Below are 22,074 nucleotides of genomic sequence, written 5' to 3'. Positions count from 1 at the left end.
AATGGAATTTAATACGTTCTGCCAGGCATCAATCACGCGCCGAAATATGCATTTCGTCATTTTCTTGCTTGATGTTGAACTGTTGCAGGACATTCATGCCGAGCAAGGGTTGGCTCAGGTTCGGCACGATGGTCGCCGGTGCGTTTTTCATCACGAAATGCCCGAACTTGAGCTCCGAAATGACGGCGGTGCAGGCGCCGGTTTGGCCATTGGCGGTTTCCATGACCACCTGCTCCTTGCAGTCAATGCCGGCATCGGAAGCCAGTGAACCCGGCAACGAAACGGCGGAGGCGCCGGTATCGATCACGAATGTCAGGGGCTTATCGTTAACGGAGCCGTCCAGGAAATAATGCCCGTTGGCGCCCGGCTTGATGACGAGCTCCCGGTGGACCTTTTTTTCCGGTTCTTTTTCGGGCGGCTTTTCTTTTATCACGGACGTCCATGAAGAAACAGCCTCTACATTTTCCGTGCAGGCCGACTTCTGGTAAATGATGTTGCCTTGCTGATTCTTGCATTTGTAGATCGTGTCATTGCTCCAGGCATTCGTGCCTGATGCGGCCAGTCCTATGGATAACAACAATAAGTTAATTTTTTTCATGATTTCCCTCTGTTAATTGGAGCGGCTTGTCGGCGGGATTTACCTGCTTACGACTATTTTAAAGAATAGCACAGACGTTTCGGGTCGAATAAATTCGAACCTACAGGCCGGGCGGAATCCATGTTGATCAGGATAAGGCTCATTAAACGCTTCTATCCAGTTTGCGATAACCAATCGCCTCGCTCAAATGCGTGATTTCTATCGGTTCCGAGTTCGCCAGGTCGGCAATGGTGCGCGCGAGCTTGAGAATGCGGTGATAGGCGCGATTGGACAGGCCGAATTTGTCCATGGCCTGTTCCAGCAGCTGATGACCCTGTTCCGATAACGGGCAGAACTGTTTGACTTCCTTGGCGGTCAGCGCCGCGTTGGCCTTGCCGCCGCGCGCGACGGCAATGTTGCGTGCCGCCTCGACGCGCGCGCGGATTGTCGCGCTGCTTTCCTCGCCCTCCGGCGAGCCCTTGCGCAATACCTCATGCGGAACCCGCGGCACTTCCAGGTGCATGTCGATGCGGTCGAGCAGCGGGCCGGACACGCGGGCCCGATAGCGCATGACCTGCTCCGAAGTGCAGTGGCAGCGCCCCGAGACATCGCCCAGATAACCGCACGGGCATGGGTTCATGGCGGCTATCAACTGGAAGCGCGCCGGAAAATCGGCCTGCCGGCTGGCGCGTGAAATCGTGATATGGCCGGTTTCCAGAGGCTCACGTAGCACTTCGAGCACCTTCCGGTCGAACTCGGGAAGCTCATCAAGGAACAAGGCCCCGTTATGCGCCAGCGAGATTTCGCCGGGCCGGGGATTGCCCCCGCCGCCGACCAGTGCCGCCGCCGAGGCCGTGTGATGCGGGGCGCGGTAAGGCGGTTTCAGCCAGTTGGCCACATCGAGACCCTGGTCGCTGATCGAGGCGATGGCGGCGCTTTCCTGGGCCTGTTGCTCCGATAATAGCGGCAGGATGGTCGGCAGGCGCGCGGCCAGCATCGATTTGCCGGTGCCGGGCGGACCCAGCATCAGCAGGTTATGACCGCCGGCCGCGGCGATTTCAAACGCGCGTTTGACATGGTACTGGCCATGCACATCGGCAAAGTCGATGCTGTCGGTCCGGGTATTTTGCAGGGGTTGCTGGAATTGCGGCTGTATCAGGGACTGCCCGCTCAGGTGCGCGCAGACTTCCAGCAGATGGCCGGCCGGCATGATCTCTATGCCGTCGACCAATGCCGCTTCGGCGGTGTTCTCGCGCGGCAGCAGCAGTTTTCTGGCATTGTTTCTGGCCTGTATCGCGACCGGCAATACGCCGCTGATCGGCCGCAGTTCGCCGCCGAGGGACAGCTCGCCGATGCATTCATAGCGGTCCAGGCCCGTAGTCGGAATCTGGCCTGAGGCCGCCAGGATGCCTAAGGCAATGGCCAGGTCGAAACGGCCGCCTTCCTTGGGCAGATCGGCAGGCGCCAGGTTGATTGTGATGCGCTGGGCCGGAAACTCGAAGCGCGAGTTCAGGATGGCGCCGCGCACGCGGTCCTTGCTTTCCTTGACGGCGGCCTCGGGCAGGCCGACGATGGACAGCGCCGGCAGCCCATTGGCCACGTGCACTTCGACCGTGACCAAAGGGGCATCGATGCCGGCGCGGCCCCGGCTGTAGATGACAGCTAAGGCCATGGCTCGAAGCCTCGCGCTATTTCAACAGGGCGACCGAAGCCGCCCCCGCAAAAGCCTGACACTTGGAAGTCGTCCTGACAAAAATACGATCTTTACAGGTCGGCTTTATTCAGGATTTGCGCTTCCATGGCCGCGACGCGCTTTTCCAGCTCTTCGAGTTTTGAGCGGGTTTTGGCCAGCACGGCTTTTTGCACTTCAAACTCTTCACGCGTCACCAGGTCCAGCTTGCCTAAGGCGCTCTGCAAAATAGCGTGGAAACTTTTTTCCAGGTCTTCCTTCAGATTATTCAGGCCCGGTGGGATGGCTCCGGCCAGACGGCTGGCAATATCGTCAAAGGCTTTGGGATCAAACATGGGATATCTCTCTTTATTAAAAAAGGTAAAAGGCGACAGGCCGCCGGCTGGCGACCTGTCCTGATTAGTCGTCCGCTATGTCAGCCGGCCTATGCTCGCGGCATATTTTTTCCGTGTCCGAACGGCTTAAAGGCACCTGGGCCAAATCGCACTGATAGTGGCTGTCCACTTCGTTGAAATTAACACAGGTGTCACATACGCCAAAAGTCCGGGCGTTATTGGTTATCTGCAAGGTCCGCAGCATTGAATTCAACGCATCGCCGAGCGTCGCGTATTTTTTGATCGCCAGGGCGTTTTCGGCCTGCGCGAACACATCGAGCGCCGCCAGTTCGTCCAGCAGCCGCGTCCCGGATTTGGACAGAGCCAAGTGCACGACGCGGCCGTCCTCGGTATCATTGCTGCGCTCGAGATAGCCCTTGCGCTCAAGAACCTGTATCGTTTGCGAAACAGTGCCCTTGGTCAGGCCCAGATATTCCGCCACGGCCGCGGGCGTGTCGCTGCACCAGTTGCAGCGTGACAAATAGTCCAATACTTGGATATGGATGGGTTGCAAGCCGATCGCGGCGTATTTTTTGCGTTCTTCCGAACGCACCAGGGTGCTGATGCGTTCGATCAGTTTAAACGTATTTTTTAATTCCTGCATTCAATTGACTACTTCAAACCAAGGGCTTTCTTGAAAAACTCGGGCTGGGCCAGTGACGCCTTATGAATGTCGACGTTGTAATAAGTCGTGTCGAAGTTTTTGTTGGCCGAGTCCAGTTCCCTGAATTTTGCCAGACTGGCCTTGCCGGCGATGGTGGCGCTCCACCAGCCGGACGGATAGATGCATTGCGGGAAGAACAGCGTCTGCAGATGCCCGAAGCCGGCCGAGCTCATGGCGCCGCGCATTTCGCCGATCAGCTTCATGTGGTACAACGGCGATTCGCTTTGCTGCACGACCATGCCGTGCTCGGACAGGCAGTTGAAGCAGTCGTGGTAGAAATCCTTGCTGAACAAGCCTTCAGCCGGACCGACCGGGTCGGTGCTGTCGACAATGATGATATCCGCGGAATTGGGCTCGGCATCCTTGACCCATTTGATGCCGTCGATGAACTTCAGATCGGCGCGCGGATCGTTGTTGGACTCGCACAATTCAGGGAAATAGATTTCGGCCAGGCGCGTGACGCGCTCGTCGATGTCGATCTGTACGGCCTGTTCGACGGATGGGTGCTTCAGGACTTCCTTCAAGGTGCCGCAGTCGCCGCCGCCGATGATCCAGACGCGTTTCGGATCGGGGTGCGTGTATAAAACCGGGTGGCTCATCATCTCATGATAGAGAAAGTTATCGCGCGACGATACCATCGTGCAGCCGTCGATCACCATCAGATTGCCGAAGCCCTCGGTTTCATAAATTTCAATAAATTGATATTCCGATTGCTCCTCGTGCAACTTTTGTTTAAATTTTAACGAAAAGGCGGATTCAGCACCTGGGACTTGCTCGGTAAACCACTGAGACGGATTCATTATCTGTGTTCCTAAAAACGAATAAACAAACCGGTATTATATTAGAATTCTCGCGTATTTAGGCGGAACGGAGTTAAAAAGTTGTATTTAAATGATTCAAAGACGTGGACCATCGAGGATTCGGCGCAGACCTACGGCATAGACAACTGGGGCGACGGTTACTTTGCCATCAATGCCGACGGGCACGTCTGCGTAAGGCCGAGCTCCGAAAAAGCCGTGGAAATCGATCTGTATGAGATTGCCGGATCGCTCAAGGACAAGCACCTGTCCCTGCCGGTCCTGGTGCGCTTTACCGACATCCTGAAAGACCGCGTCCGGCGCCTGCAGGCCGCCTTCGAGAAAGCCTGCGTCAACAATGATTACCGGGGCCGCTACACCCCCGTCTATCCGATCAAGGTCAACCAGCAGCGCAAGGTCGTCGAAGGCATTATGGCCAGCGACAATGTCGGGCTGGAAGCGGGCAGCAAGCCCGAACTGCTGGCCATCATGGCCCTGTCGACCCAATCCGTGGTGATCTGCAACGGTTACAAGGACCGGGCCTATATCCGCCTGGCGCTGATCGGTCTGAAGATGGGGCTGAACCTGTTCCTGGTCATTGAAAAGCCTTCCGAGCTGGAACTGATCATCGAGGAAGCCGCGCGCCTGAACGTCAGGCCGCAACTGGGCGTGCGCATCCGGCTGGCCAGCATCAGCGCCGGCAAATGGCAGAACAGCGGCGGCGAGAAATCCAAATTCGGCTTCCATGCCAACGAGGTGCTGGGATTGATCGAGCGCCTGAAACAGGCCAATCTGCTCGATACGCTCAAGCTCATGCATTTTCACATGGGCTCGCAGATCGCCAACATCCACGACATCAAGGTCGCACTGAAGGAAGCCGGTCAGTTCTACGTCGAATTGCACCGCCAGGGCGCGCCCATACACATCATCGACGCCGGCGGCGGCCTCGGCGTCGATTACGATGGCAGCCGGTCGCGGCGCGAATCGTCGATCAACTACAGCCTGGACGAATACGCGCAGAACATCGTGCGCAGCTTCGCCGAAATCTGCGCCGAAAAACAGGTGCCGCAGCCGGACATCATCACCGAATCGGGCCGCGCGATCACCGCGCACCATGCCGTTCTGATCACTAATGTGACCGATATCGAATCGGTCTATACCAATGACTCGGCCAGGCAGCCCCTGGCCAACGGACAGAATATCGTCGAGCATTACCATGATGCGCAATTCGCGCTGTCGGAGGCTCGCGCGCAGTTCAATCAGGACAAGCTGAGCATCGTAGAACTGGCCCAGGCCGAGAACGATTATGCGGTTATCTGCCAGCAGATCAAAAACAGCCTGAATCCGAACAGCCAGAACGAGGCCACGATCCTGCAGGAACTAAGCGAAAAGCTGGCCGACAAGGTGTTCTGCAACTTCTCGCTGTTCCAGTCCATGCCCGACATCTGGGGCATCGAGCAGATCTTTCCGATCATGCCCATACACCGGCTGGACGAGCGGCCCGTGCGGCGCGCCGTGATCCAGGACCTGACCTGCGATTCGGACGGCCGCATCGACCAGTACATCGACGGCCAGAATATCGAAACGACGCTGGCGCTGCACGAAATCGACAGTAGGGAACCGTACCTGATCGGTTTTTTCATGCTGGGCGCCTACCAGGAAATCCTCGGCGACATGCACAACCTGTTCGGCGATACGCATTCGATCAATATCGAGCTCGACGACAGCGGTTACCATTTCTACGATCTGCTCGAAGGCGAGCATGTCGGCGATCTGCTCGATTATGTTCATATCTGCACCGAGGAACTGAAGGCGGCCTACCGCGAAAAACTGGCCAGGAGCCCGATCAGCGAACAGGAGCGGCGGGATTACGAACAAGAACTGGTCGCGGGCTTGACGGCTTATACCTACCTGGAACGGTAAGCGGTACGGAATTTATTGTGGGAGCGACGCCTACGTCGCGATTGCGGTCGGAATTTATTGTGGGAGCGACGCCTACGTCGCGATTGCGGTCTTTGAAATCGCGACGAGCACCCTAAAGGGCATAAAGGCGTCGCTCTCACGCCATGGTTTTTCATCAACCAAGCGGGATGGGGCAATAGGCCCAAACCGTAAAAGGTACGCAATACCCTGGCTCTGGTTACGTTTAAACACTGCTTGACGGTACGTACGCATACGCGTACGCTTTGGCGTGGAGGTAATGAATATGACCATACTTAACGTTACAGAAGCCCGTTCAAAACTCTATAGCCTTATTGACGAAGCCCAGGAAACCCATCGGCCTATTATAATTACCGGAAAAAGAGGCAATGCGGTTTTGGTTTCGGAAGCGGATTGGAACGCTATTACTGAAACCTTGCATTTGCTGTCCGTACCTGGAATGAGTGAATCAATCAAGGAAGGGCTTAAACAGGATATATCCGAGTGTTCCAAGGAACTTGAGTGGTGAACTGGGAATTGGTGTTCACAACGCAGGCTCAGAAGGATGCAAAGAAATTAGCCGCTTCAGGCTTAAAGGAAAAGGCTCAAGATCTTCTCGAGCTAATTAAAATGAATCCGTATCAAAATCCTCCGCCTTATGAAAAATTAGTGGGCGATTTATCAGGCGCTTATTCAAGAAGAATAAACATTCAACACAGACTTGTTTATCAGGTTTACGACGCAGAGCATGTCATCAAGATTATCAGGCTTTGGACACATTACGAATAATTGAAAAAATAACAACCAGATTTACCCGAGGCAAAAAAGCCGCTTGGTTGACTTAGGGTTTGGCCGTCAATAATGTTCCAGTCTAAGCACAGGATGTGCCGGCACCAGGAGGCGCATCGTGCCGCTAGCTAATTTCAGGAAGTCATTTTTAGCCAAATCCTAAATAATGAGCTTTTCGGGCGGAGCAATATGTCCCCGTCCGGCTATAGGATACGTATCACATATCATTTTCAACTGGAGATATCATGAAAGCAGGCATGATCGGACTCGGCGCGATGGGCGCCGGCATGGCCAGAAACCTAGCCGCCGCTGGCTATTTAACAGCGGTTTACAACCGCACGGCGGCAACGGCGCAAAGCCTGGCCGAAGGCCTGGGCGTGACCGCTTATGCAACACCCCAGGCATTGGCCGCTGAAGCCGACATTGTGCTGATCTGCGTTTCCGCTGATCAGGATGTGCTGGATGTCGTCAATGCCGTCGCCACTACTGTCAAGCCCGGCTCGATCGTCGTCGACATGTCCACGGTCAGCAGCGAAACGGCCAAAAAAGCCGCCGCGATCCTGGCCGAAAAACAGGCCGCATTTCTCGATGCGCCGGTATCGGGCGGCGTCGAAGGCGCCAACAAAGGCACGCTGGCCATGATGATAGGCGGCGATGCCGATACCCTGGAAAAAGTCCGGCCGGTACTGATGGCCATGGCGAGCCGCATCACGCACATGGGGCCGACCGGCGCGGGTCAGAACACGAAGGCCGTCAACCAGATCATGGCCGCCGGCATCAATCAGGCCGTGACCGAGGCGCTGGCCTTCGGTCAGGCGCAGGGCCTGCCGTTGGACAAGGTGATTGAAGTCATCTCAGGCGGCGCGGCCGGCAACTGGTTTCTCGAACACCGCGGCCCGACCATGACGCGCGGCACCTTCGCGCCGGGCTTCAAGCTGGCATTGCATCACAAGGACCTGAAAATTTGCCAGGCCATGGCAGGGCAGATCGGTGCATCGACGACATTGGTCGACAAGACGCTGGCCGATTACGAACAGCTGATGGAAGCCGGATTTGGCGATGAGGATATCTCGGTGCTTTACCGGTTGAAGAACAAGTAGTGTAGGGTATGCATTGCATACCAGACTGTGAAAGTATTCATTTTTTAGCCCAATTAATAACTAAGGATTTGGTCGTCAATAATTTCCCTGTTTAAACATAGGATGTGCCGACGACAGGAGGCGCATCGTTCGCGAGCGATGCGCTTCACTGCGCCGCCTAGAGCGCCTGGTTTTGGTCAGCGCATCCTATGCAAGATTCCAGTTTCAGGAAGTCATTTTTAGCCAGATCCTAACCACAGAGGACACAGACGACCCCAGGGACAGGAAATGATCCTGTCATTTCCTGTCCATGCAGTCGCTGAACAGGAATAGAAAGCCTGCCTCAATCGCGGGTCTTATTTCATACTCGTTCCTAAATCGAATTAAAGTTATAAATAATGTGGTTAATGAGCTTGTTTTTTTTCATCGGGCAGCTAGACTGAAATTCATCAATAAAAGGAGATTAACCACTGATGAGCAGCAAGCCGACAGGAAATCTTGGCGTTACCCTGATTGAACTTATAGTTACGATATCCATTGCCGCTATACTCATGGGTATTGCCATACCCAGTTTTACCTCAACAATAAGAAGCAACCAGTTAACCACTTATGCTAATGAGTTGGTTGCCTCGTTCAATCTGGCTCGCAGTGAGGCAATCAAACGAGGCGTGCGGGTCAGCGTCAGGAGAAAGGGAAGCGCAAGTCGGAACTGGGATTCAGGCTGGGATATTTTCACCGATTTAAATGGGAATGGCACGCTCGATACCGAGGATACCTTACTAAAAACCTATCCGGCTTTAACAAGCGGCTTTACGTTAAGAACCGGGGCGAACTTTGCGGACTTTGTGGTCTATTTGCCTACTGGCCTATTAATCCATATCAGCGACACATTCATCAGTGACACATTAAGGCTATGCGATAGTTCAGCCAACACCACTAACTCCCGCGCAATCACGATCAATGCAGTAGGCCGTCCAAGAGCTTCTGAAGGAACAACTGCCTGTCCATGATCCAGACAAAATAAAATTCCCTGTTTAGTGATGTCTTATGAAAAAAGCTAGCGGATTCACGTTAATTGAAGTTCTGGTTGCAACCCTTGTTTTAGCTGTCGGCTTATTAGGGCTGCTAGGGCTTCAAGCGACCAGCATTAAAAACAATTTGAGTGCCTATAATCGCAGTCAAGCTACGCAACTGGCTTATGATATGGCCGACAGAATGCGAGCCAATAAAAATGAAAGTCTGGATCCTGCAACCGGCAATGTCCTTACCGCCAGCACATACCTTACCATGGACTCGAGTGATGCCACCGTTCAGGCAAGCTGCGCAATCGTGACTGGCTGTACCGGCGCGCAAATGGCTCAAAATGATCTGTTCCAATGGAACAGCGGCTTAAAGCTCCTGCCCCAGGGCAGGGGGACAATAACAGCGGTTGCCGCTACGGGCGTTTTTAACATTACTATCAACTGGGATGATAACGGCGATGGAGCTGTCGACTCTTCCGATCCGAATTTCTCAGTAAGTTTTCAGCTATGAAGCATTTGAATCGTTTATACCCTATGACAACTAAGAACTCTCAAAGCGGTTTTACGTTGATAGAGCTGGTGATAGCCATGGTACTGGGTGTGTTTTTAATAGGCGGAATCATTCAGATTTTTATCAATTCCAAACAGACTTATAGAATGCAGGAGAACCTGTCTAGACTGCAAGAAAACGGACGGTTTGTAATGGATTTTGTTGCAAGGAATAATCGTATGATCGATTTCCGGGGATGCGCCTCTCGCTCCGGAATCGTCCCCAACGTCATTATCGATCCTAAAAATCCCAACCCGAATCCTGTGCCGGCCTCGTTTTCCGCCAATATTAGCGGTGGCAACAATGTCACCAGCAATTGGAGCACCAGCGCTTGCGGGGCTTCCAACGACTGTGTGGCCGGCGCTGATCAAATTACTTATCAATTTGGCGGAAGTTGCGGCGGTTATTTAACAGGGAATATGGCGACAAACAATGCCAATATCCAGATAGCGGCTGCCAACAGTTGCAATATCAATATGTATGATGTGCTTTTGATTTCTGATTGCAGTTCGTCGGATATTTTCATAGCAACGAGCGCTTCATCCGGCAGTGGGGTCCAGACTATCGCCCATGCCAATAATCAAAATACCGGTAACAACCTAAGCAAACTATACGGCCCTGATGCCGAAGTACTGGTATTTCGGACATTCAGTTTATTTATTCGTGAAAATGCCGCCGGCGAACCTGCCTTATGGCGTCTGGATAATTCCAGGCCTACCAGCGACACCAATCCTGTCGAATTGGTTGAGGGCATTGAGAATATGCAGATTTTATATGGTGCGGACACTGATGCAACGCCGGATGGCACGGCTAATTATTATGTGCCTGCGGGCACGGCCGGGCTCGATATGAGTAAAGTGGTCAGTATCCGTGTGAGTCTTTTGGTAAGAAGCATGGATGATAACTTAGCCGCCCAGCCGTTAGCTTACACTTACAATGGTGCGACGGTCACGCCGGCAGACAGGCGAATCAGGCGGGTTTTTACGTCAACCATTGCCTTGCGTAATCGGCTACCATGAAGGAAGGGCTAGTAATGTTGAACCAATATTCCTTATTAAAGCATCAGTGTGGCGTAGTGCTGCCCATTAGCATGATTATGCTGTTGTTGCTCACATTGATCGGTATCACTGGCAGTCAAGTCACCGGTCTTGAAGAGAAAATGGCGGGAAACAGCAGGGATTACAATCTTGCCTTTCAGGCGGCGGAAGCGGCCTTGCGCGCCGGTGAAGCCGCCACGGCAGGATCGCCCGTTCTTTATACCGGCGCACAGCCGGTAGATTGGACCAATGCCGCCGTGACCACTTATAGCGGTGGAACGTTGACGGATGTTAGCGAAGCCCCGATTTATGTCATTGAAAGCCTTCCCGGTACCACAGGCACTCAGACGGGTGCCGGCGGCAGCCTTGAGGCCGGAACGCCGCCGGATTCAGCAAGCATTTCCTGGTATCGGATTACTGCTCGCGGCACAGGCGGCAGTACTAACGCCGTAGTGGTGCTGCAATCTACATACAAACGATAAGCATCTAAATCTTGTAATCATAATAATATACCGGTATCCAGGAGATCGGCATGGGCATTAACAACAACCGTGGCATGGCTATTGTCCTCTTTTTTGGGGTTATTCTAGGGACTATGCCGGAGCCGGCGGAATCGGCAATTACACCAGCGCAAACCCCTTTGTATATAGGGGTGTCCGCGGCTAAACCCAATATCATGCTGATGGTGGATAATTCGGGTTCGATGAGTGCCTCGGTGACTGTTGGCGGGACGACCCCGTTGGCCCCGGATGCCGTTACGGGCTCATCCAGCTGTAGCGGTTCCCGTAGGCATTCTGGTGGCGCGTCGACGGCGGCAGGCGCAACAACCGCTATTACCATGCAGGTTTTCTCGGGCAGCGCTAAATTTTGTCCTGACTCGGGAAGTTGCACCGGCAGCAATTCCACCAGCTTCGGGAATTCAAATGGAAAAAAATGCTTCAATACCAGTAAATATTACAATATCTCCGGTTTAGGCGTTTACAAAGGCGATCAGTTAAACCGGTTTTTTAATACATATAACGGTTCCTTCAATGGCTCGTTAGGGAGCATCACAAGTTCAACAACACGGCTCCAAATTGTCAAAGATGCGGCTACGAGTTTTATAAACTCACTGAAGCCGGCTACTGGCGCTTCACCCACGGTCAGGTTAGGGCTCGCCCGATATAACAATGATGACGGAGGTGAGCTATTATCGGCCATTGGTGATCTCGATTCGACCAAAGCAACAACAATGATCAATCAAATAGCCGGGTTTAGCGCCAATGCCTATACACCGCTGGCGGAAACCTTGTCCGATATAGGGCGTTATTTTACAACAGGCTATACCGGGGATCTCGTACTGCATCCCGGCGGGGGCGCATCAACAAGCGCGGCGTTGGCCGACATATTCAACAACCACAGTATCCGGAATTCAACGGGGTCGGCACTCGCCAACCCTGTTCAGGGTGCTTGCCAAAAAAGCTCAGTGATCATTTTGAGTGACGGATTACCCTCCTCCGACAGGAATATCAGCACTTATTTGCAGGATTATGATGGCGATTGCTCCGGCGACAATAGCGGTAATTGCGGCCGTAAAAGCGGCGGTGGCTGGATTACGCCTCACTATGACATGAAAAGGCTTTATAACTATCCATCTCAATGCAATAACAGCGCTACGGCTACTTGTGTCAGCAGCAACGCCGGCGGTAATTCCAGCGATTACCTGGACGATGTTGCCCAGGCCTTGTTTGAGATGGATTTACGGCCGGACTTGGCGAAAATTAACGGGGAAAAGAATAATCTTAGCACTTACACCGTTGGCTTCGCCGATCCGGCCATTGACCCTTCGCTAGCCGGTGTCAATCCTCTGTTAAGCGATACGGCGACTAATGGCGGCGGCCAGTTTATCTACGCGGATAACACTACAGCGCTGGCCGATGCGTTGGGTAATATTGCCTCAAGCATTATCAGTAAAGTCAGTTCATCCTCCTCCGTGGTGGCTAATTCCGCGAAATTGGGAACCGATGCCGCCATTTATCAGGGTAAGTTTGACAGTGCCGATTGGACAGGGGACCTATCAATGTTCCCTCTCGGGGTTAGCGAGGATATTAATGGCAACGGGATATTGGATACCGGTGAGGATAGTAATAACAATCAAATACTGGATGCGGGCACTGTTGGGACCGCGCTATGGAACGCCGCGGAGCATATTCCGGCTTTCGGTTCCAGGAACATCTTCACCTATGATTCAGCTGGTTCCCCAAAAGGAGTCGCATTTGAATGCGCCAATTTAACGGCCGACCAGAAAACGGCGCTGGTTATATCGGATTGTTCCAGTGCGACCGATCAAGGCGTGTGGCGATTAAACTATATACGCGGTGATTGGAGCCATGAAGAAAAAAAACCTGCCCGTACCGACACGGACACTATACGTTCAACGACGGCGGCGGACAGAATTTTCCGGAATCGCACACACCTTGATAAGGCGACTCGTGCCAAGGTAGGTCCCGATCCGTGGGTATTAGGCGATATTGTCAATTCTAATCCAGTATATGTCAGCGATGAAAACTACGGTTATGACAAATTGTCAGGGACTGAAGGCACGTCTTACAAAGCCTTTGTGATCAGCAATGCCAGTCGGCGCAAGATGGTCTATGTAGGTGCCAATGATGGGATGTTGCATGGTTTCGACGCTAGTCCATCGGGTACTGATGCGGGTAAGGAAATTCTTGCCTATGTGCCTAACGCCGTTTTTAGCAGCCTGAATGAGCTGTCGTCGCCTGACTATGTTCATCAGTATTTGGTAGATGGTTCGCCGCGTGTCGCCGATGCGTATTTTGGCAATGCCTGGCATACGATACTCGTGAGCACGACCGGTGCAGGCGGTAAGGCCGCGTTTGCCCTGGATGTGACCGACCCAAGCAGTTTTGACGGTGGCGATGTGCTATGGGAAATCAGTGATACCGACAGTCCTGTGACCTCTGATCGAACCACCGATACAGCAGCGTTGCGCGGCTTTGCCAATAATATGGGCTATACCTTGCCGCAAGCATCCATTGTGAAAATGCATAATGGTTCATGGGCGGCTATTGTGGCTAATGGCTACGGCAGCGCTAACAATCTGGCGGTGCTGTACATTATTGATGTGCAAACAGGCAGTATCATCACTGCCATTGACACAAAAGCCGGCAGTTCGGCTATGCCAAACGGTTTATCCACGCCTATTGCCGTTGATGCTGATGCTGATCGAATCGTGGATGCTATTTATGCAGGCGATTTGCTCGGAAACCTATGGAAATTCGATGTCAGTTCATCGAACCCGAATCAATGGAAAGTCGCTTATGGAACAACAGCCACTCCGGCCCCTTTGTTTATCGCTTGCGTGAATCAAGGTTCTTGTGATGCCACGAGACAGCCGATTACTGCCAAACCGCAAGTGAGTCAAGTAGGACCAGGGCAGTCTACCGGCATGATGGTGTATTTTGGTACAGGCAAGTATTTTGAAACGATTGATAACAATGTGACTAACGCGCAAATTCAGACTTTCTATGGTATTTGGGACAATAATGGCACTGTCGCGAAAAACGATTTGCAGGATCAAGCCATTACAGCGGAAGTGACGAAAGGCGGATTTAATTTGCGGGTGACAACGGACAACACGGTCGATTATCCCACTCAAAAGGGCTGGTATTTGGATTTACTTAACCCATCGGCGACAACCAGTGATGGCGAGCGCGTCGTTAGCGCGCCACTGCTGCGCCATGGACGTATTGTTTTCAACACGTTAATACCGATTCCGCCAAGCGGCGGGGATATTTGTGGTGCGGGATCCGAGGGCACCAGCTGGCTAATGGAATTGGATGCCTTGACTGGCAGCCGTTTATCCGGCACCGGAGGGCTCACGCCATGGGACATTACCGGAGACGGGATAATTGACAGCAATGATCTGGTGATTATCAATGACATTAGTGCCGCGCCATCGGGCAAGCAGTCCACTGTAGGCAGCGCGGGCACCCCTGGTGTGGTTTCATCCGGAAAGTTGGAATACAAATACACGAGCGGTTCTAATGCCGCCCAAATTGAAGTGACGACTGAGCTAGGTTCAAGCGGTTCGCCTGGCGGCAGGCAATCTTGGCGGCAACAACAATAAAACGTATCCCGGTTAAAGAAATTTTATTATGCCAGGCAGCAGAGCTATTTATCGGTTGCTGTGATGTTTGATCTTTAAGGAAAATTGATAATGAAACGACAATATGGCTTCACACTAATAGAGCTAATGATTACTGTGGCAATCATAGGCATTCTTGCCGGCATCGCTTATCCAGCCTATCAGGATAGTATTATGAAATCACGTCGAGCGGATGCAAAAGGGGCATTGATGGGATTTGCTAATGCAATGGAACGGCATTTCACGGAAACTAACAGTTATTTAGGGGCTGGAACCGTTAGTGACAATACCGGCACTCCAACTATTTTTTCAGCAACTAGCCCAGTTGGCGGAGGGGGGCCATACTATAATTTGACTATTAATGCGGCAACCGCCAATACTTACACGCTACATGCGGAGCCAACGGGCGCTCAAAGCAATGATAAATGCGGTACGCTGTCATTGAATCAAGCCGGAGTACGAGGTATTTCAACCTCTCTTTCCGTTACAGATTGCTGGTAATAAACATTCACTGTCAGTTTTTTGTCGAACTCGATGTCTTACTAATAGCGCAGTTAAAAAGCAGCTTCCGATTTGTCGGTAAAATCAGCGCTTATGTAAGGTGACCTTACTTGTGCTCTATAGGGGATTCGCTGTTTAGGCGACTTGTCAAAATCCCGGGGAGTTATTTCTTACCATAGCCTAGCAGTCAGTCAATTTAATTAAGACGGATAAATTGTAGGTGCGAATTCATTCGCACTCTGCTAATTTTATTCGTCAGATCAAGACTGACTAAGTACTAGGGCATTAGATACAGTCACGAATTATGAGCCCGGATATCTCATAAAAATAACGGGTAAACCCTGTAGAGTTCAATAAAATTCAGCGGCTTAGCCACTATTCGGCTGCATACGACGTGCCGCTCTCAAAGTTCGGTATCGGTTTCCACGGAGGACCGTGGAAACCAGGAAAATATGCTAGGCCATGGCCGGGCAGATCGGTGCCTTGACGGCACTGGTCGACAAGACGCTGGCCGATTACCAGCAGTTAATGGCGGCAGGTTTCGGCGATGAGGATATCTCGGCGTTGTATCGGTTGAAGAACAAGGTTTGAGTAGGGTACGCATCGCGTACCATTCTGAAATTTTTTTCGGCGAACCAACCCTTAAAAGGTACGCGGTGCGTACCCTACGAAATTGGCCGGATCAGCCCGCTCCGCAGCAGCGCTTGAATTTCTTGCCGCTGCCGCAGGGGCACGGAGCATTCTTGCCCTGGTTGGTCTGGGCTCCGACCTTGCCTATCGATTTGACCACGCCGTTCAGGTAAAACCAGCGTCCGTCAATGCGGGTAAAGCGGCTGGTCTCATTCATTACGTGCTCCTCGCCGTCCTGCAGGAAATACGCTTTAAACTCCACCACGCCCTTACTGTCCTTGATGCCGCCTTTTTTGGTGCCGACGATTTCCAGTTTTTGCCATTCGGCTTTTTCCCTGGAAAAATCGATCGCCGCCGGCCGCGTGCCGGAATCCCAGGTGGTCAGCAGATAAGCTTCATCTTGCAAGGCATAAGCGGTAAAGCGTGAACGCATCAAAGCTTCGGCCGTGGGCGCGGCTTTTTCGCCGCAGTGATATTGGCCGCAGCACTCGGCATAATCAAGACCAGAGCCGCAAAGGCAATGTTGTTGAACAGTCATTTCAAGTCGATCGGGTTGGTTGGCTTAGCGGTACGAATTATTTACCCCAGCAATTTGCGGAATCGCTACCGGTCGCGGTTTTGTTTCCTTGTTCATCGATAACAAGCGTCGTGCATTTAGCATCGGTAAAATTGGGTGTTGCGGTAACTGTGTAAGTAGTTGCGGTAACGCCAGAACAACTAATAGCGTAATGACCATCTGGCGAAGGTGTTATGCATACAGTTGCGGCTGAACTATAACTTGTATTATTAGCACGCCACTTTTCCTGGGCCAACTGTACTTGCAGAATTCCTGCCTTCCCATCCGCGCGTTTGGCGCGCGCCACATACTCTGTATAAGACGGATAAGCAATTGATGCCAGAATGCCGATCATAGCCACAACAATCATCAATTCAATCAGCGTAAATCCGGCAGGTCGTTTAAACGTATTCATTGATACACCTTTCGAGTTGTTTTTTCAGGTAAGCATAGCATAAGCGGCTATATTTAATCGCGTAATGGGGACAAACCGATTAGCGTCCCAATCCAGCCGATAAGCGGTATTTCGCGCGCCTGTCAGAAACCGATACTTATCTATAATTATTAATAATAAAAAAGGGGAGCAGACATGAATAAATTAAGGCGCTCGGGCTTTACGCTGGTTGAGCTACTGATAGTCATTGCCATCATCGGCATTATTGCCGGGCTGGCCGTGCCTTCTTATCAGGATATGATTGAAAGGAACCGGTTAAAGCAAGCAATTGAAGGGCTAAATTCTGATCTTCAATGGATGCGCGCGGAAGCAATAAAGCAAAGCTGTAATCTTGAGGCGTCTTTTACTAATGGTGCCAACTGGTCGTACCAAATATACATACCTCCCGCTGCTGCCGGTACAACATGCGCCCTTCAGCATACACGCCATGGTTGTCCCGCTGCGGCTACTGCCAATTGCAATATTAAAACGGTAAACAGCACGCAATTTACTGGAGTTTCAATGGGGACAGTCTCTTTTAATACTAATCCTGCAACAATGGCTGCGTTTGATTTTAGGCGAGGCGAAGCCACACGAAATACAGCACCTAAAAATGGACGGGTAGAGCTGGATTCAGCCAACTATCATGTAAAAGTCGTTGTAGCTCCAGTAGGGCGGGTAAGAATCTGCAATATTGCAGGCTCAGATGGGTTGCCCGGATATCCAAATTGCTAATCAGGAGACAGCCAGGATGAAAAAACAAACCGGATTTACGCTTATCGAAATCATGCTTGCCTTGTTGATTGGCTTAATAGTTGTTGCGGCAACTATTTCCATTTATATCACCACGATTAGGGGCAGTTCCGACATCGTCAAGTCCGCTCGCTTGAACCATGACATGGATTCTGCCTTGGCCTTAATTGTTAACGATATCCGCCGAGCCGGGTACTGGGCCGGAGCGATGGTTGGCTCTGACAGCCGCGACAATCCTTTCACAGAGCCTGGCACCACTGATCTTCAAATACCATCCGCCAGTTGCGTTTTATATACCTATGATGCTAATGCCAGCGGCGCCAATACATTAAACGATTCAACCGATGATGTTGATGCTAATGAGTACTATGGCTTCAGGCTCAGCGGCGGCAATATACAAATGCGCTCTACAAATATCGATTGCGATGAGAGCGGATGGGAAACACTTAATGTGAGCGATGGCGGCGAGCAAGTCGATATTACCACCTTGGCCTTTACCGAATCCTTTAAATGTTTAAGAAAACGGCTAGGCGTTGCCGACCAAAGCTATGACACTACGTGTGCTGCTGCCGTTACGGCGGGCAGTATTGTCGCCGATGATCGTGTGATTGAAACACGCGAAATTTCCATTGCACTGGCTGGGCGCGTCAACGGGGATCATGCGGTTACCAAAAATCTCGTAGGCCGTGTGAAGATAAGAAACGACCGTATTTTTACGCAATAAATAGAGAAAAATCAGGGCAAAAAATATGAAAAGCCTAAACATCCGTAAAAATCAAAACGGTGCAGCCACATTATTAACTGCGTTGGTCTTGTTGATCTGCATTACCTTAGTGATATTGCTCTCGTCAAAATCGGTGGTGATGGAAACCCAGATTTCCGCCGATAACTATCGCATGGCCCAGGCCGTTGCAGCCGCCAATGCCGCAATGGATTTTGGTGTGGGTTATTTTGATCAGGGTGGATTTGATCAGGTTATCAACGCTACCGGCGTGGCCGGTAGTGATGGCATCGTCGATACCATCGCCGACAGAACTTATACCTCCGGTGATGGTACTCAAACCACTACGGCTACTCTTACTTTCAACAATGCCGCCGGTACACGCTGTGTCGCCGCCGGCGAAACGCCCAACATGAAAAGCGGTATGATTACAGCGGTGGGTTATAGCGACGATGGCCTGGCGGCCAGAACAATATCCCAATGTGTCGGCACCATCGATGTTTTTGGCGGCAACGGCCCCAAGCAATCGCTGATATCACGGGGCGGTGTAGGGTTAACCGGCAACTATAAAATCATTAACCGTTATAACAATACCACGGCGTGGTCGGGCAAAGCCGTCAATATCGGGGAATCGGCCAGCGCTTCAACATACCTGAGACCGGTCGGCACTGAAGAAGGCGATTACACCCGAGCACAACTTGAGGATGATAATACGGGTAACGCCTATACATCCGAAGCCGTTTCCGACCGCAATAAAGGCAATGGTGTGGATACGATTGCCAATGATGCAAGATTAAGTTCCTTAACCGGCGACGAGTTTTTTAACAATTTCTTCTACGGTGACAGAGAAACGATGTACCAGCTGGCAGAAAGCCTGGATCAGGTTTATAGCGCTGCCGACATCGGTTCGGCAAACGGCAAGTCGGGCGTGGTTTGGATCGAAGGAAACGCCACTATGAACGGCGGCACTTATGGTACTTCAGATAGCCCGGTCATCCTCATTATTAACGGTAATTTACGGGCAACCGGTAATCCTGATATCAATGGATTGCTTTATGTCAGAGGTCAACTCGATGCGGCGGGTACTGTTGAGGTGCTGGGTTCCACCATTGTTGAGGGCGATTCGGCTCTGGTGCCGGCAGGGGAAGACCCTGTTGTCGGGCATGGCGGCGTTGACTTGATTTACACGCCCTACACCTTGGACAAAGCGGTCAACCCAATCATTGGAACAACAACGGTTATCAGCGGCTCGTGGCGCGACTGGTAATGCATTTGGCAATCAGACAGGCGATTTTTATGGCTATTTATACAAACAAAATGAAAGCACAACAGGGTATTGGTTTAATAGAAGTGTTGATTGCCGCCGTTGTGATTGCTGTCGGCTTGCTGTCGCTGGCATCGCTGCAAGGCGAGCTAATGCACAGCAGCGGCGAGAGCAAAGCCCGCTCTGAAGCTGTCAAGCTGGCAGAAGAAAAACTTGAACAATTTCGGAACAATATTCTCAAGGCCAGCACTGATCCCAGCAAGAGCAGCTTCGACGTTGATCTTGCCACCGGTACCGGCACCGAGAGTATCAATGGCAGCAATGCTACGTTTGCCAGAAGCTGGACGTTGACAGACGCCACCAGTCCCGATAGGAAGAACATCAGTGTAAAGGTGACATGGGGTGGCGCCAGCGCTGATGAAACGGTCAATATGGTCAGTCAAGTGGTTTGGGCAGATCCGGGAAAAGCCACAGATTACGCAACAGATGGCAATGGCCTCGCAGCGCGTGCGCCTAGCCCGAATAACAATTCGTCGTCAACTCCGGCCGAACAGTTCGACCTTGATGAAATTGACGGCGAAACGGCGCTGGATGACGATTCCGGTCTATTTAAATATACCGATGACACGGGCCGTATCTATTTGCTGGATTCAACCGGCAAGGCCATGATCAAATTCAATGGCGGGTCAATTCATACAATTAAAGGGAATGTATACGCAGGTAATGTTGGAAATGGTCAGAACCCTACGGTCTCTATATCGCCATTGACCAGTTATCCGGTGACCTTTTCCGACTTGGCTTATTGTGTGTTTCCCGTTCATGAAAATCAGTCCGATTATATTTGTTATTTTGGCGGCGATTGCACGAATGGAGGCAACGGCTGTGTCAATCAGGACGATACAGTAACGTATACGGCAGTCTCAGGCGGCTGGTACGGCAAAGTGGGCTTAATTGAAACCAGTGATGCTAGCTTTCACAATAAAAAAGTCTGCTTTGCCGAAGATATCGCCGGCACCGGCATTGAAACTGCCACTACTACCGCTCGCTTGTATTTAACCCAGCGTCTGGATGCTAATAACAATGTGGTTGGCTCGGAAGGTATCAATCAGTCTTTTGCATGCCAGGACTTTCTGGTGGTGAGGGCAACCGGGAATAGCAATGATTGCAACCGGTTCCAGAATTTTGACGAATTGAGTGTGCCCAGTTCCACGGTATACCGTTCGTTAGGGCCTGATGACATTAATACTTCACAGGCAGAAAATGTATCAAGCTGCGGCTCAATTATTACCTACACTGTTGCCGGTAATATTTCTGGCGATCAGGCTAATTTGGTGCAAGTGTTTGTCAATGGCAATGGCTGCACCATTACCTCAAATAATAATAACTATACTTATCAGTGTACGATTACTGTTGTCGATACCACTGCATCCGTCACCATTACCGCGACAGGCGGCAGTGTAGCGCCAAATTCCACCGTGATTAACGTCTCAACCTCGCAGCCCAGCATCACAGGCCCTGCGCTTGTTGCCAATGACTCAGAGGCTGAAGAGACCGAGTATCATATTACCGGCAGCATATCAGGCAATCAGGCGGGCTCGGTGACCTTAACTTTAACGGATGGAACTTGTACAACAGCCTTGAATGCTGACAGCATCAGCTACAGCTATGAATGCACGATTACGGCAACACCCACAACCATTACCATTAATGCATCCGGTGGCGATGTAACTTTGGCAATGGATAGTATCAATACGGTGAACCTGGCGGATGCCGCGGATGTCGATGGGCCGGATTTTGTCGCGGCCGCACCGACTCTCATGACTTATGTCATTACCGGTGCAGTCACAGGCCATCAGGCAGATTCCATAATTTTCAACCTTGACGGAGGCAGTTGCACGAATAACTATGATAATACCTACACCTGCACTATTACCTCGCTGCCTGGTGATGTAACCATTAACGTGACGGGTGGAAATGTACAGCAAGTGAGTGGGGTAGCTACACTTGCAGGTGTGACTGCTGTTACCGGGCCAAGTTTTAATTCGAATAACCTGACGGATTGTAATGTAACAGTAACAGGCAATATTGCCCAGGGCATAAGCGGTAAAGATGTAACGAATGGTTCCGTTAGAGTTACTTCTTCTCCGGCGGCAACGCCTTCAAGTAACTGCTCGATTACCAATGTATCCGGTAATTACAGTTATTCTTGTGCCGCTGGAACAATTGCGGATTCAGGAAGTGTGACTATCGGCGGTAGCAAGGTTGCAGTTGATTCTGTAAATAATCCGGTATCGGTATCCTGCACAAGTAGCAATGTCACCATTATTGGGCCGTCGATTTTGACGACAAACTAATAAGGATGAGTTTCAAACGGGGCGGAGTTTGCCGTCCCGTTTCTAATGCTGAAGCAAGCGATTCCACTTAATCAGGGGTCAATCCTTTCGGACGGGGCGACACGCACCATCCGAAAGGATTGACCGCTGTTTTTATGTCCTACTATTTAAACCATAACCGATAGAGCGATGCCTGTTCGGATAGGCAGCGCTTCCCCCGTTCACTATTAGCGGCAA

General features: G+C 51.5%; 22 protein-coding genes. 15 read left to right on the top strand and 7 right to left on the bottom strand.

The features are described from left to right. Positions 1 to 28: 28 nt before the first annotated feature. The 5 genes from METMA_RS0107280 to speE all read right to left on the bottom strand — a co-directional run bounded on the left by METMA_RS0107280 (position 29) and on the right by speE (position 4,108). A complete protein-coding gene (locus METMA_RS0107280; protein ID WP_020158417.1) occupies positions 29 to 598 on the bottom strand; it encodes a retropepsin-like aspartic protease family protein in 570 nt (189 codons plus the stop codon). A 142-nt stretch (positions 599 to 740) separates the two neighbouring features. Further along, the gene (locus tag METMA_RS0107275; RefSeq protein ID WP_020158416.1) at positions 741 to 2,249 is read right to left on the bottom strand and encodes a YifB family Mg chelatase-like AAA ATPase; all 1,509 of its coding nucleotides are present in this window, start codon (positions 2,247 to 2,249) and stop codon (positions 741 to 743) included. 92 nt (positions 2,250 to 2,341) lie between these two features. Next, on the bottom strand, positions 2,342 to 2,602 hold the full coding sequence (ubiK, locus tag METMA_RS0107270; RefSeq protein WP_020158415.1) for a ubiquinone biosynthesis accessory factor UbiK: 261 nt from the start codon (positions 2,600 to 2,602) through the stop codon (positions 2,342 to 2,344). 64 nt (positions 2,603 to 2,666) lie between these two features. Further along, a complete protein-coding gene (locus METMA_RS0107265; RefSeq protein ID WP_020158414.1) occupies positions 2,667 to 3,245 on the bottom strand; it encodes a MarR family winged helix-turn-helix transcriptional regulator in 579 nt (192 codons plus the stop codon). Between the two features lie 8 nt (positions 3,246 to 3,253). Continuing rightward, positions 3,254 to 4,108 (bottom strand): polyamine aminopropyltransferase, encoded by an 855-nt coding sequence (speE, locus tag METMA_RS0107260; protein WP_027147114.1) that lies wholly within the window; start codon positions 4,106 to 4,108, stop codon positions 3,254 to 3,256. Positions 4,109 to 4,186: 78 nt separating this feature from the next. On the opposite strand from speE, the gene speA reads away from it, so the two are divergent. From speA to METMA_RS28010, 11 genes are all read left to right on the top strand, one after another. Next, the gene (gene speA / locus METMA_RS0107255; protein WP_020158412.1) at positions 4,187 to 6,025 is read left to right on the top strand and encodes a biosynthetic arginine decarboxylase; all 1,839 of its coding nucleotides are present in this window, start codon (positions 4,187 to 4,189) and stop codon (positions 6,023 to 6,025) included. A 283-nt stretch (positions 6,026 to 6,308) separates the two neighbouring features. Beyond that, the gene (locus tag METMA_RS0107250; RefSeq protein WP_027147113.1) at positions 6,309 to 6,551 is read left to right on the top strand and encodes a type II toxin-antitoxin system Phd/YefM family antitoxin; all 243 of its coding nucleotides are present in this window, start codon (positions 6,309 to 6,311) and stop codon (positions 6,549 to 6,551) included. Beyond that, positions 6,548 to 6,811: a Txe/YoeB family addiction module toxin gene (locus METMA_RS0107245; protein ID WP_020158410.1), complete on the top strand. Its 264-nt coding sequence runs from the start codon at positions 6,548 to 6,550 to the stop codon at positions 6,809 to 6,811. Before METMA_RS0107250 ends, METMA_RS0107245 begins: the two co-directional genes overlap by 4 nt. A gap of 245 nt (positions 6,812 to 7,056) precedes the next feature. Then, positions 7,057 to 7,911, top strand: a complete 855-nt coding sequence (locus METMA_RS0107240) for an NAD(P)-dependent oxidoreductase (protein WP_020158409.1) — start codon at positions 7,057 to 7,059, stop codon at positions 7,909 to 7,911. A 452-nt stretch (positions 7,912 to 8,363) separates the two neighbouring features. Next, the gene (locus METMA_RS0107235; RefSeq protein WP_020158408.1) at positions 8,364 to 8,900 is read left to right on the top strand and encodes a GspH/FimT family pseudopilin; all 537 of its coding nucleotides are present in this window, start codon (positions 8,364 to 8,366) and stop codon (positions 8,898 to 8,900) included. A 37-nt stretch (positions 8,901 to 8,937) separates the two neighbouring features. Next, positions 8,938 to 9,423, top strand: coding sequence for a type IV pilus modification protein PilV (gene pilV, locus METMA_RS0107230; protein ID WP_020158407.1), 486 nt, complete (start codon positions 8,938 to 8,940; stop codon positions 9,421 to 9,423). A 23-nt stretch (positions 9,424 to 9,446) separates the two neighbouring features. After that, positions 9,447 to 10,481 (top strand): PilW family protein, encoded by a 1,035-nt coding sequence (locus tag METMA_RS0107225; protein ID WP_027147112.1) that lies wholly within the window; start codon positions 9,447 to 9,449, stop codon positions 10,479 to 10,481. 14 nt (positions 10,482 to 10,495) lie between these two features. Continuing rightward, entirely contained in the window at positions 10,496 to 10,981 is a 486-nt protein-coding gene (locus METMA_RS0107220; protein ID WP_027147111.1) for a pilus assembly PilX family protein, read from the top strand. Between the two features lie 50 nt (positions 10,982 to 11,031). Next, complete coding sequence (locus tag METMA_RS24180) at positions 11,032 to 14,628, top strand: pilus assembly protein (RefSeq protein ID WP_084254096.1); 3,597 nt, start codon at positions 11,032 to 11,034, stop codon at positions 14,626 to 14,628. Between the two features lie 90 nt (positions 14,629 to 14,718). After that, the gene (locus tag METMA_RS0107205; protein WP_020158402.1) at positions 14,719 to 15,147 is read left to right on the top strand and encodes a type IV pilin protein; all 429 of its coding nucleotides are present in this window, start codon (positions 14,719 to 14,721) and stop codon (positions 15,145 to 15,147) included. A 462-nt stretch (positions 15,148 to 15,609) separates the two neighbouring features. After that, on the top strand, positions 15,610 to 15,738 hold the full coding sequence (locus METMA_RS28010; RefSeq protein WP_020158401.1) for a hypothetical protein: 129 nt from the start codon (positions 15,610 to 15,612) through the stop codon (positions 15,736 to 15,738). Between the two features lie 91 nt (positions 15,739 to 15,829). Here METMA_RS28010 and METMA_RS0107195 read toward each other — a convergent pair whose 3' ends face one another. Next, positions 15,830 to 16,315 carry a YchJ family protein gene (locus tag METMA_RS0107195; RefSeq protein ID WP_020158400.1) on the bottom strand — a complete coding sequence of 162 codons (486 nt, stop codon included), beginning with the start codon at positions 16,313 to 16,315 and terminating at the stop codon, positions 15,830 to 15,832. Between the two features lie 37 nt (positions 16,316 to 16,352). Next, positions 16,353 to 16,748, bottom strand: a complete 396-nt coding sequence (locus METMA_RS26310) for a type IV pilin protein (RefSeq protein WP_020158399.1) — start codon at positions 16,746 to 16,748, stop codon at positions 16,353 to 16,355. Positions 16,749 to 16,922: 174 nt separating this feature from the next. On the opposite strand from METMA_RS26310, the gene METMA_RS28005 reads away from it, so the two are divergent. The 4 genes from METMA_RS28005 to METMA_RS0107170 are packed head-to-tail and all read left to right on the top strand — an operon-like array spanning position 16,923 to position 21,858. Continuing rightward, positions 16,923 to 17,501, top strand: a complete 579-nt coding sequence (locus tag METMA_RS28005; protein ID WP_020158398.1) for a pilus assembly FimT family protein — start codon at positions 16,923 to 16,925, stop codon at positions 17,499 to 17,501. Between the two features lie 16 nt (positions 17,502 to 17,517). Continuing rightward, positions 17,518 to 18,243, top strand: a complete 726-nt coding sequence (locus METMA_RS0107180) for a prepilin-type N-terminal cleavage/methylation domain-containing protein (protein ID WP_020158397.1) — start codon at positions 17,518 to 17,520, stop codon at positions 18,241 to 18,243. Between the two features lie 25 nt (positions 18,244 to 18,268). Continuing rightward, entirely contained in the window at positions 18,269 to 19,507 is a 1,239-nt protein-coding gene (locus METMA_RS0107175) for a hypothetical protein (RefSeq protein WP_020158396.1), read from the top strand. 29 nt (positions 19,508 to 19,536) lie between these two features. Further along, positions 19,537 to 21,858 (top strand): PilV family protein, encoded by a 2,322-nt coding sequence (locus METMA_RS0107170; protein ID WP_156830467.1) that lies wholly within the window; start codon positions 19,537 to 19,539, stop codon positions 21,856 to 21,858. The last annotated feature ends 216 nt before the right edge of the window (positions 21,859 to 22,074 follow it).

Origin of the sequence: Methylobacter marinus A45 (genome assembly GCF_000383855.1) — a bacterium.
Taxonomy (GTDB): domain Bacteria; phylum Pseudomonadota; class Gammaproteobacteria; order Methylococcales; family Methylomonadaceae; genus Methylobacter; species Methylobacter marinus.
The sequence above is the reverse complement of the archived record's forward strand: the minus strand, read 5'-3'. Positions and strand labels throughout refer to the sequence as shown.

Excerpts from the sequence above, each read along its gene's own strand:
- METMA_RS0107240 (WP_020158409.1), top strand. The coding sequence starts at position 7,057 with ATGAAAGCAGGCATGATCGGACTCGGCGCGATGGGCGCCGGCATGGCC.
- METMA_RS0107170 (WP_156830467.1), top strand. The coding sequence starts at position 19,537 with ATGGCTATTTATACAAACAAAATGAAAGCACAACAGGGTATTGGTTTA.
- METMA_RS0107235 (WP_020158408.1), top strand. The coding sequence starts at position 8,364 with ATGAGCAGCAAGCCGACAGGAAATCTTGGCGTTACCCTGATTGAACTT.
- METMA_RS0107280 (WP_020158417.1), bottom strand. The coding sequence starts at position 598 with ATGAAAAAAATTAACTTATTGTTGTTATCCATAGGACTGGCCGCATCA.
- pilV (WP_020158407.1), top strand. The coding sequence starts at position 8,938 with ATGAAAAAAGCTAGCGGATTCACGTTAATTGAAGTTCTGGTTGCAACC.
- METMA_RS24180 (WP_084254096.1), top strand. The coding sequence starts at position 11,032 with ATGGGCATTAACAACAACCGTGGCATGGCTATTGTCCTCTTTTTTGGG.
- METMA_RS0107195 (WP_020158400.1), bottom strand. The coding sequence starts at position 16,315 with ATGACTGTTCAACAACATTGCCTTTGCGGCTCTGGTCTTGATTATGCC.
- METMA_RS0107225 (WP_027147112.1), top strand. The coding sequence starts at position 9,447 with ATGACAACTAAGAACTCTCAAAGCGGTTTTACGTTGATAGAGCTGGTG.
- ubiK (WP_020158415.1), bottom strand. The coding sequence starts at position 2,602 with ATGTTTGATCCCAAAGCCTTTGACGATATTGCCAGCCGTCTGGCCGGA.
- METMA_RS0107265 (WP_020158414.1), bottom strand. The coding sequence starts at position 3,245 with ATGCAGGAATTAAAAAATACGTTTAAACTGATCGAACGCATCAGCACC.
- METMA_RS0107275 (WP_020158416.1), bottom strand. The coding sequence starts at position 2,249 with ATGGCCTTAGCTGTCATCTACAGCCGGGGCCGCGCCGGCATCGATGCC.
- METMA_RS26310 (WP_020158399.1), bottom strand. The coding sequence starts at position 16,748 with ATGAATACGTTTAAACGACCTGCCGGATTTACGCTGATTGAATTGATG.
- METMA_RS0107180 (WP_020158397.1), top strand. The coding sequence starts at position 17,518 with ATGAAAAAACAAACCGGATTTACGCTTATCGAAATCATGCTTGCCTTG.
- METMA_RS0107250 (WP_027147113.1), top strand. The coding sequence starts at position 6,309 with ATGACCATACTTAACGTTACAGAAGCCCGTTCAAAACTCTATAGCCTT.
- METMA_RS0107220 (WP_027147111.1), top strand. The coding sequence starts at position 10,496 with ATGTTGAACCAATATTCCTTATTAAAGCATCAGTGTGGCGTAGTGCTG.
- METMA_RS0107205 (WP_020158402.1), top strand. The coding sequence starts at position 14,719 with ATGAAACGACAATATGGCTTCACACTAATAGAGCTAATGATTACTGTG.
- METMA_RS0107175 (WP_020158396.1), top strand. The coding sequence starts at position 18,269 with ATGAAAAGCCTAAACATCCGTAAAAATCAAAACGGTGCAGCCACATTA.
- METMA_RS28010 (WP_020158401.1), top strand. The coding sequence starts at position 15,610 with ATGGCCGGGCAGATCGGTGCCTTGACGGCACTGGTCGACAAGACGCTG.
- METMA_RS28005 (WP_020158398.1), top strand. The coding sequence starts at position 16,923 with ATGAATAAATTAAGGCGCTCGGGCTTTACGCTGGTTGAGCTACTGATA.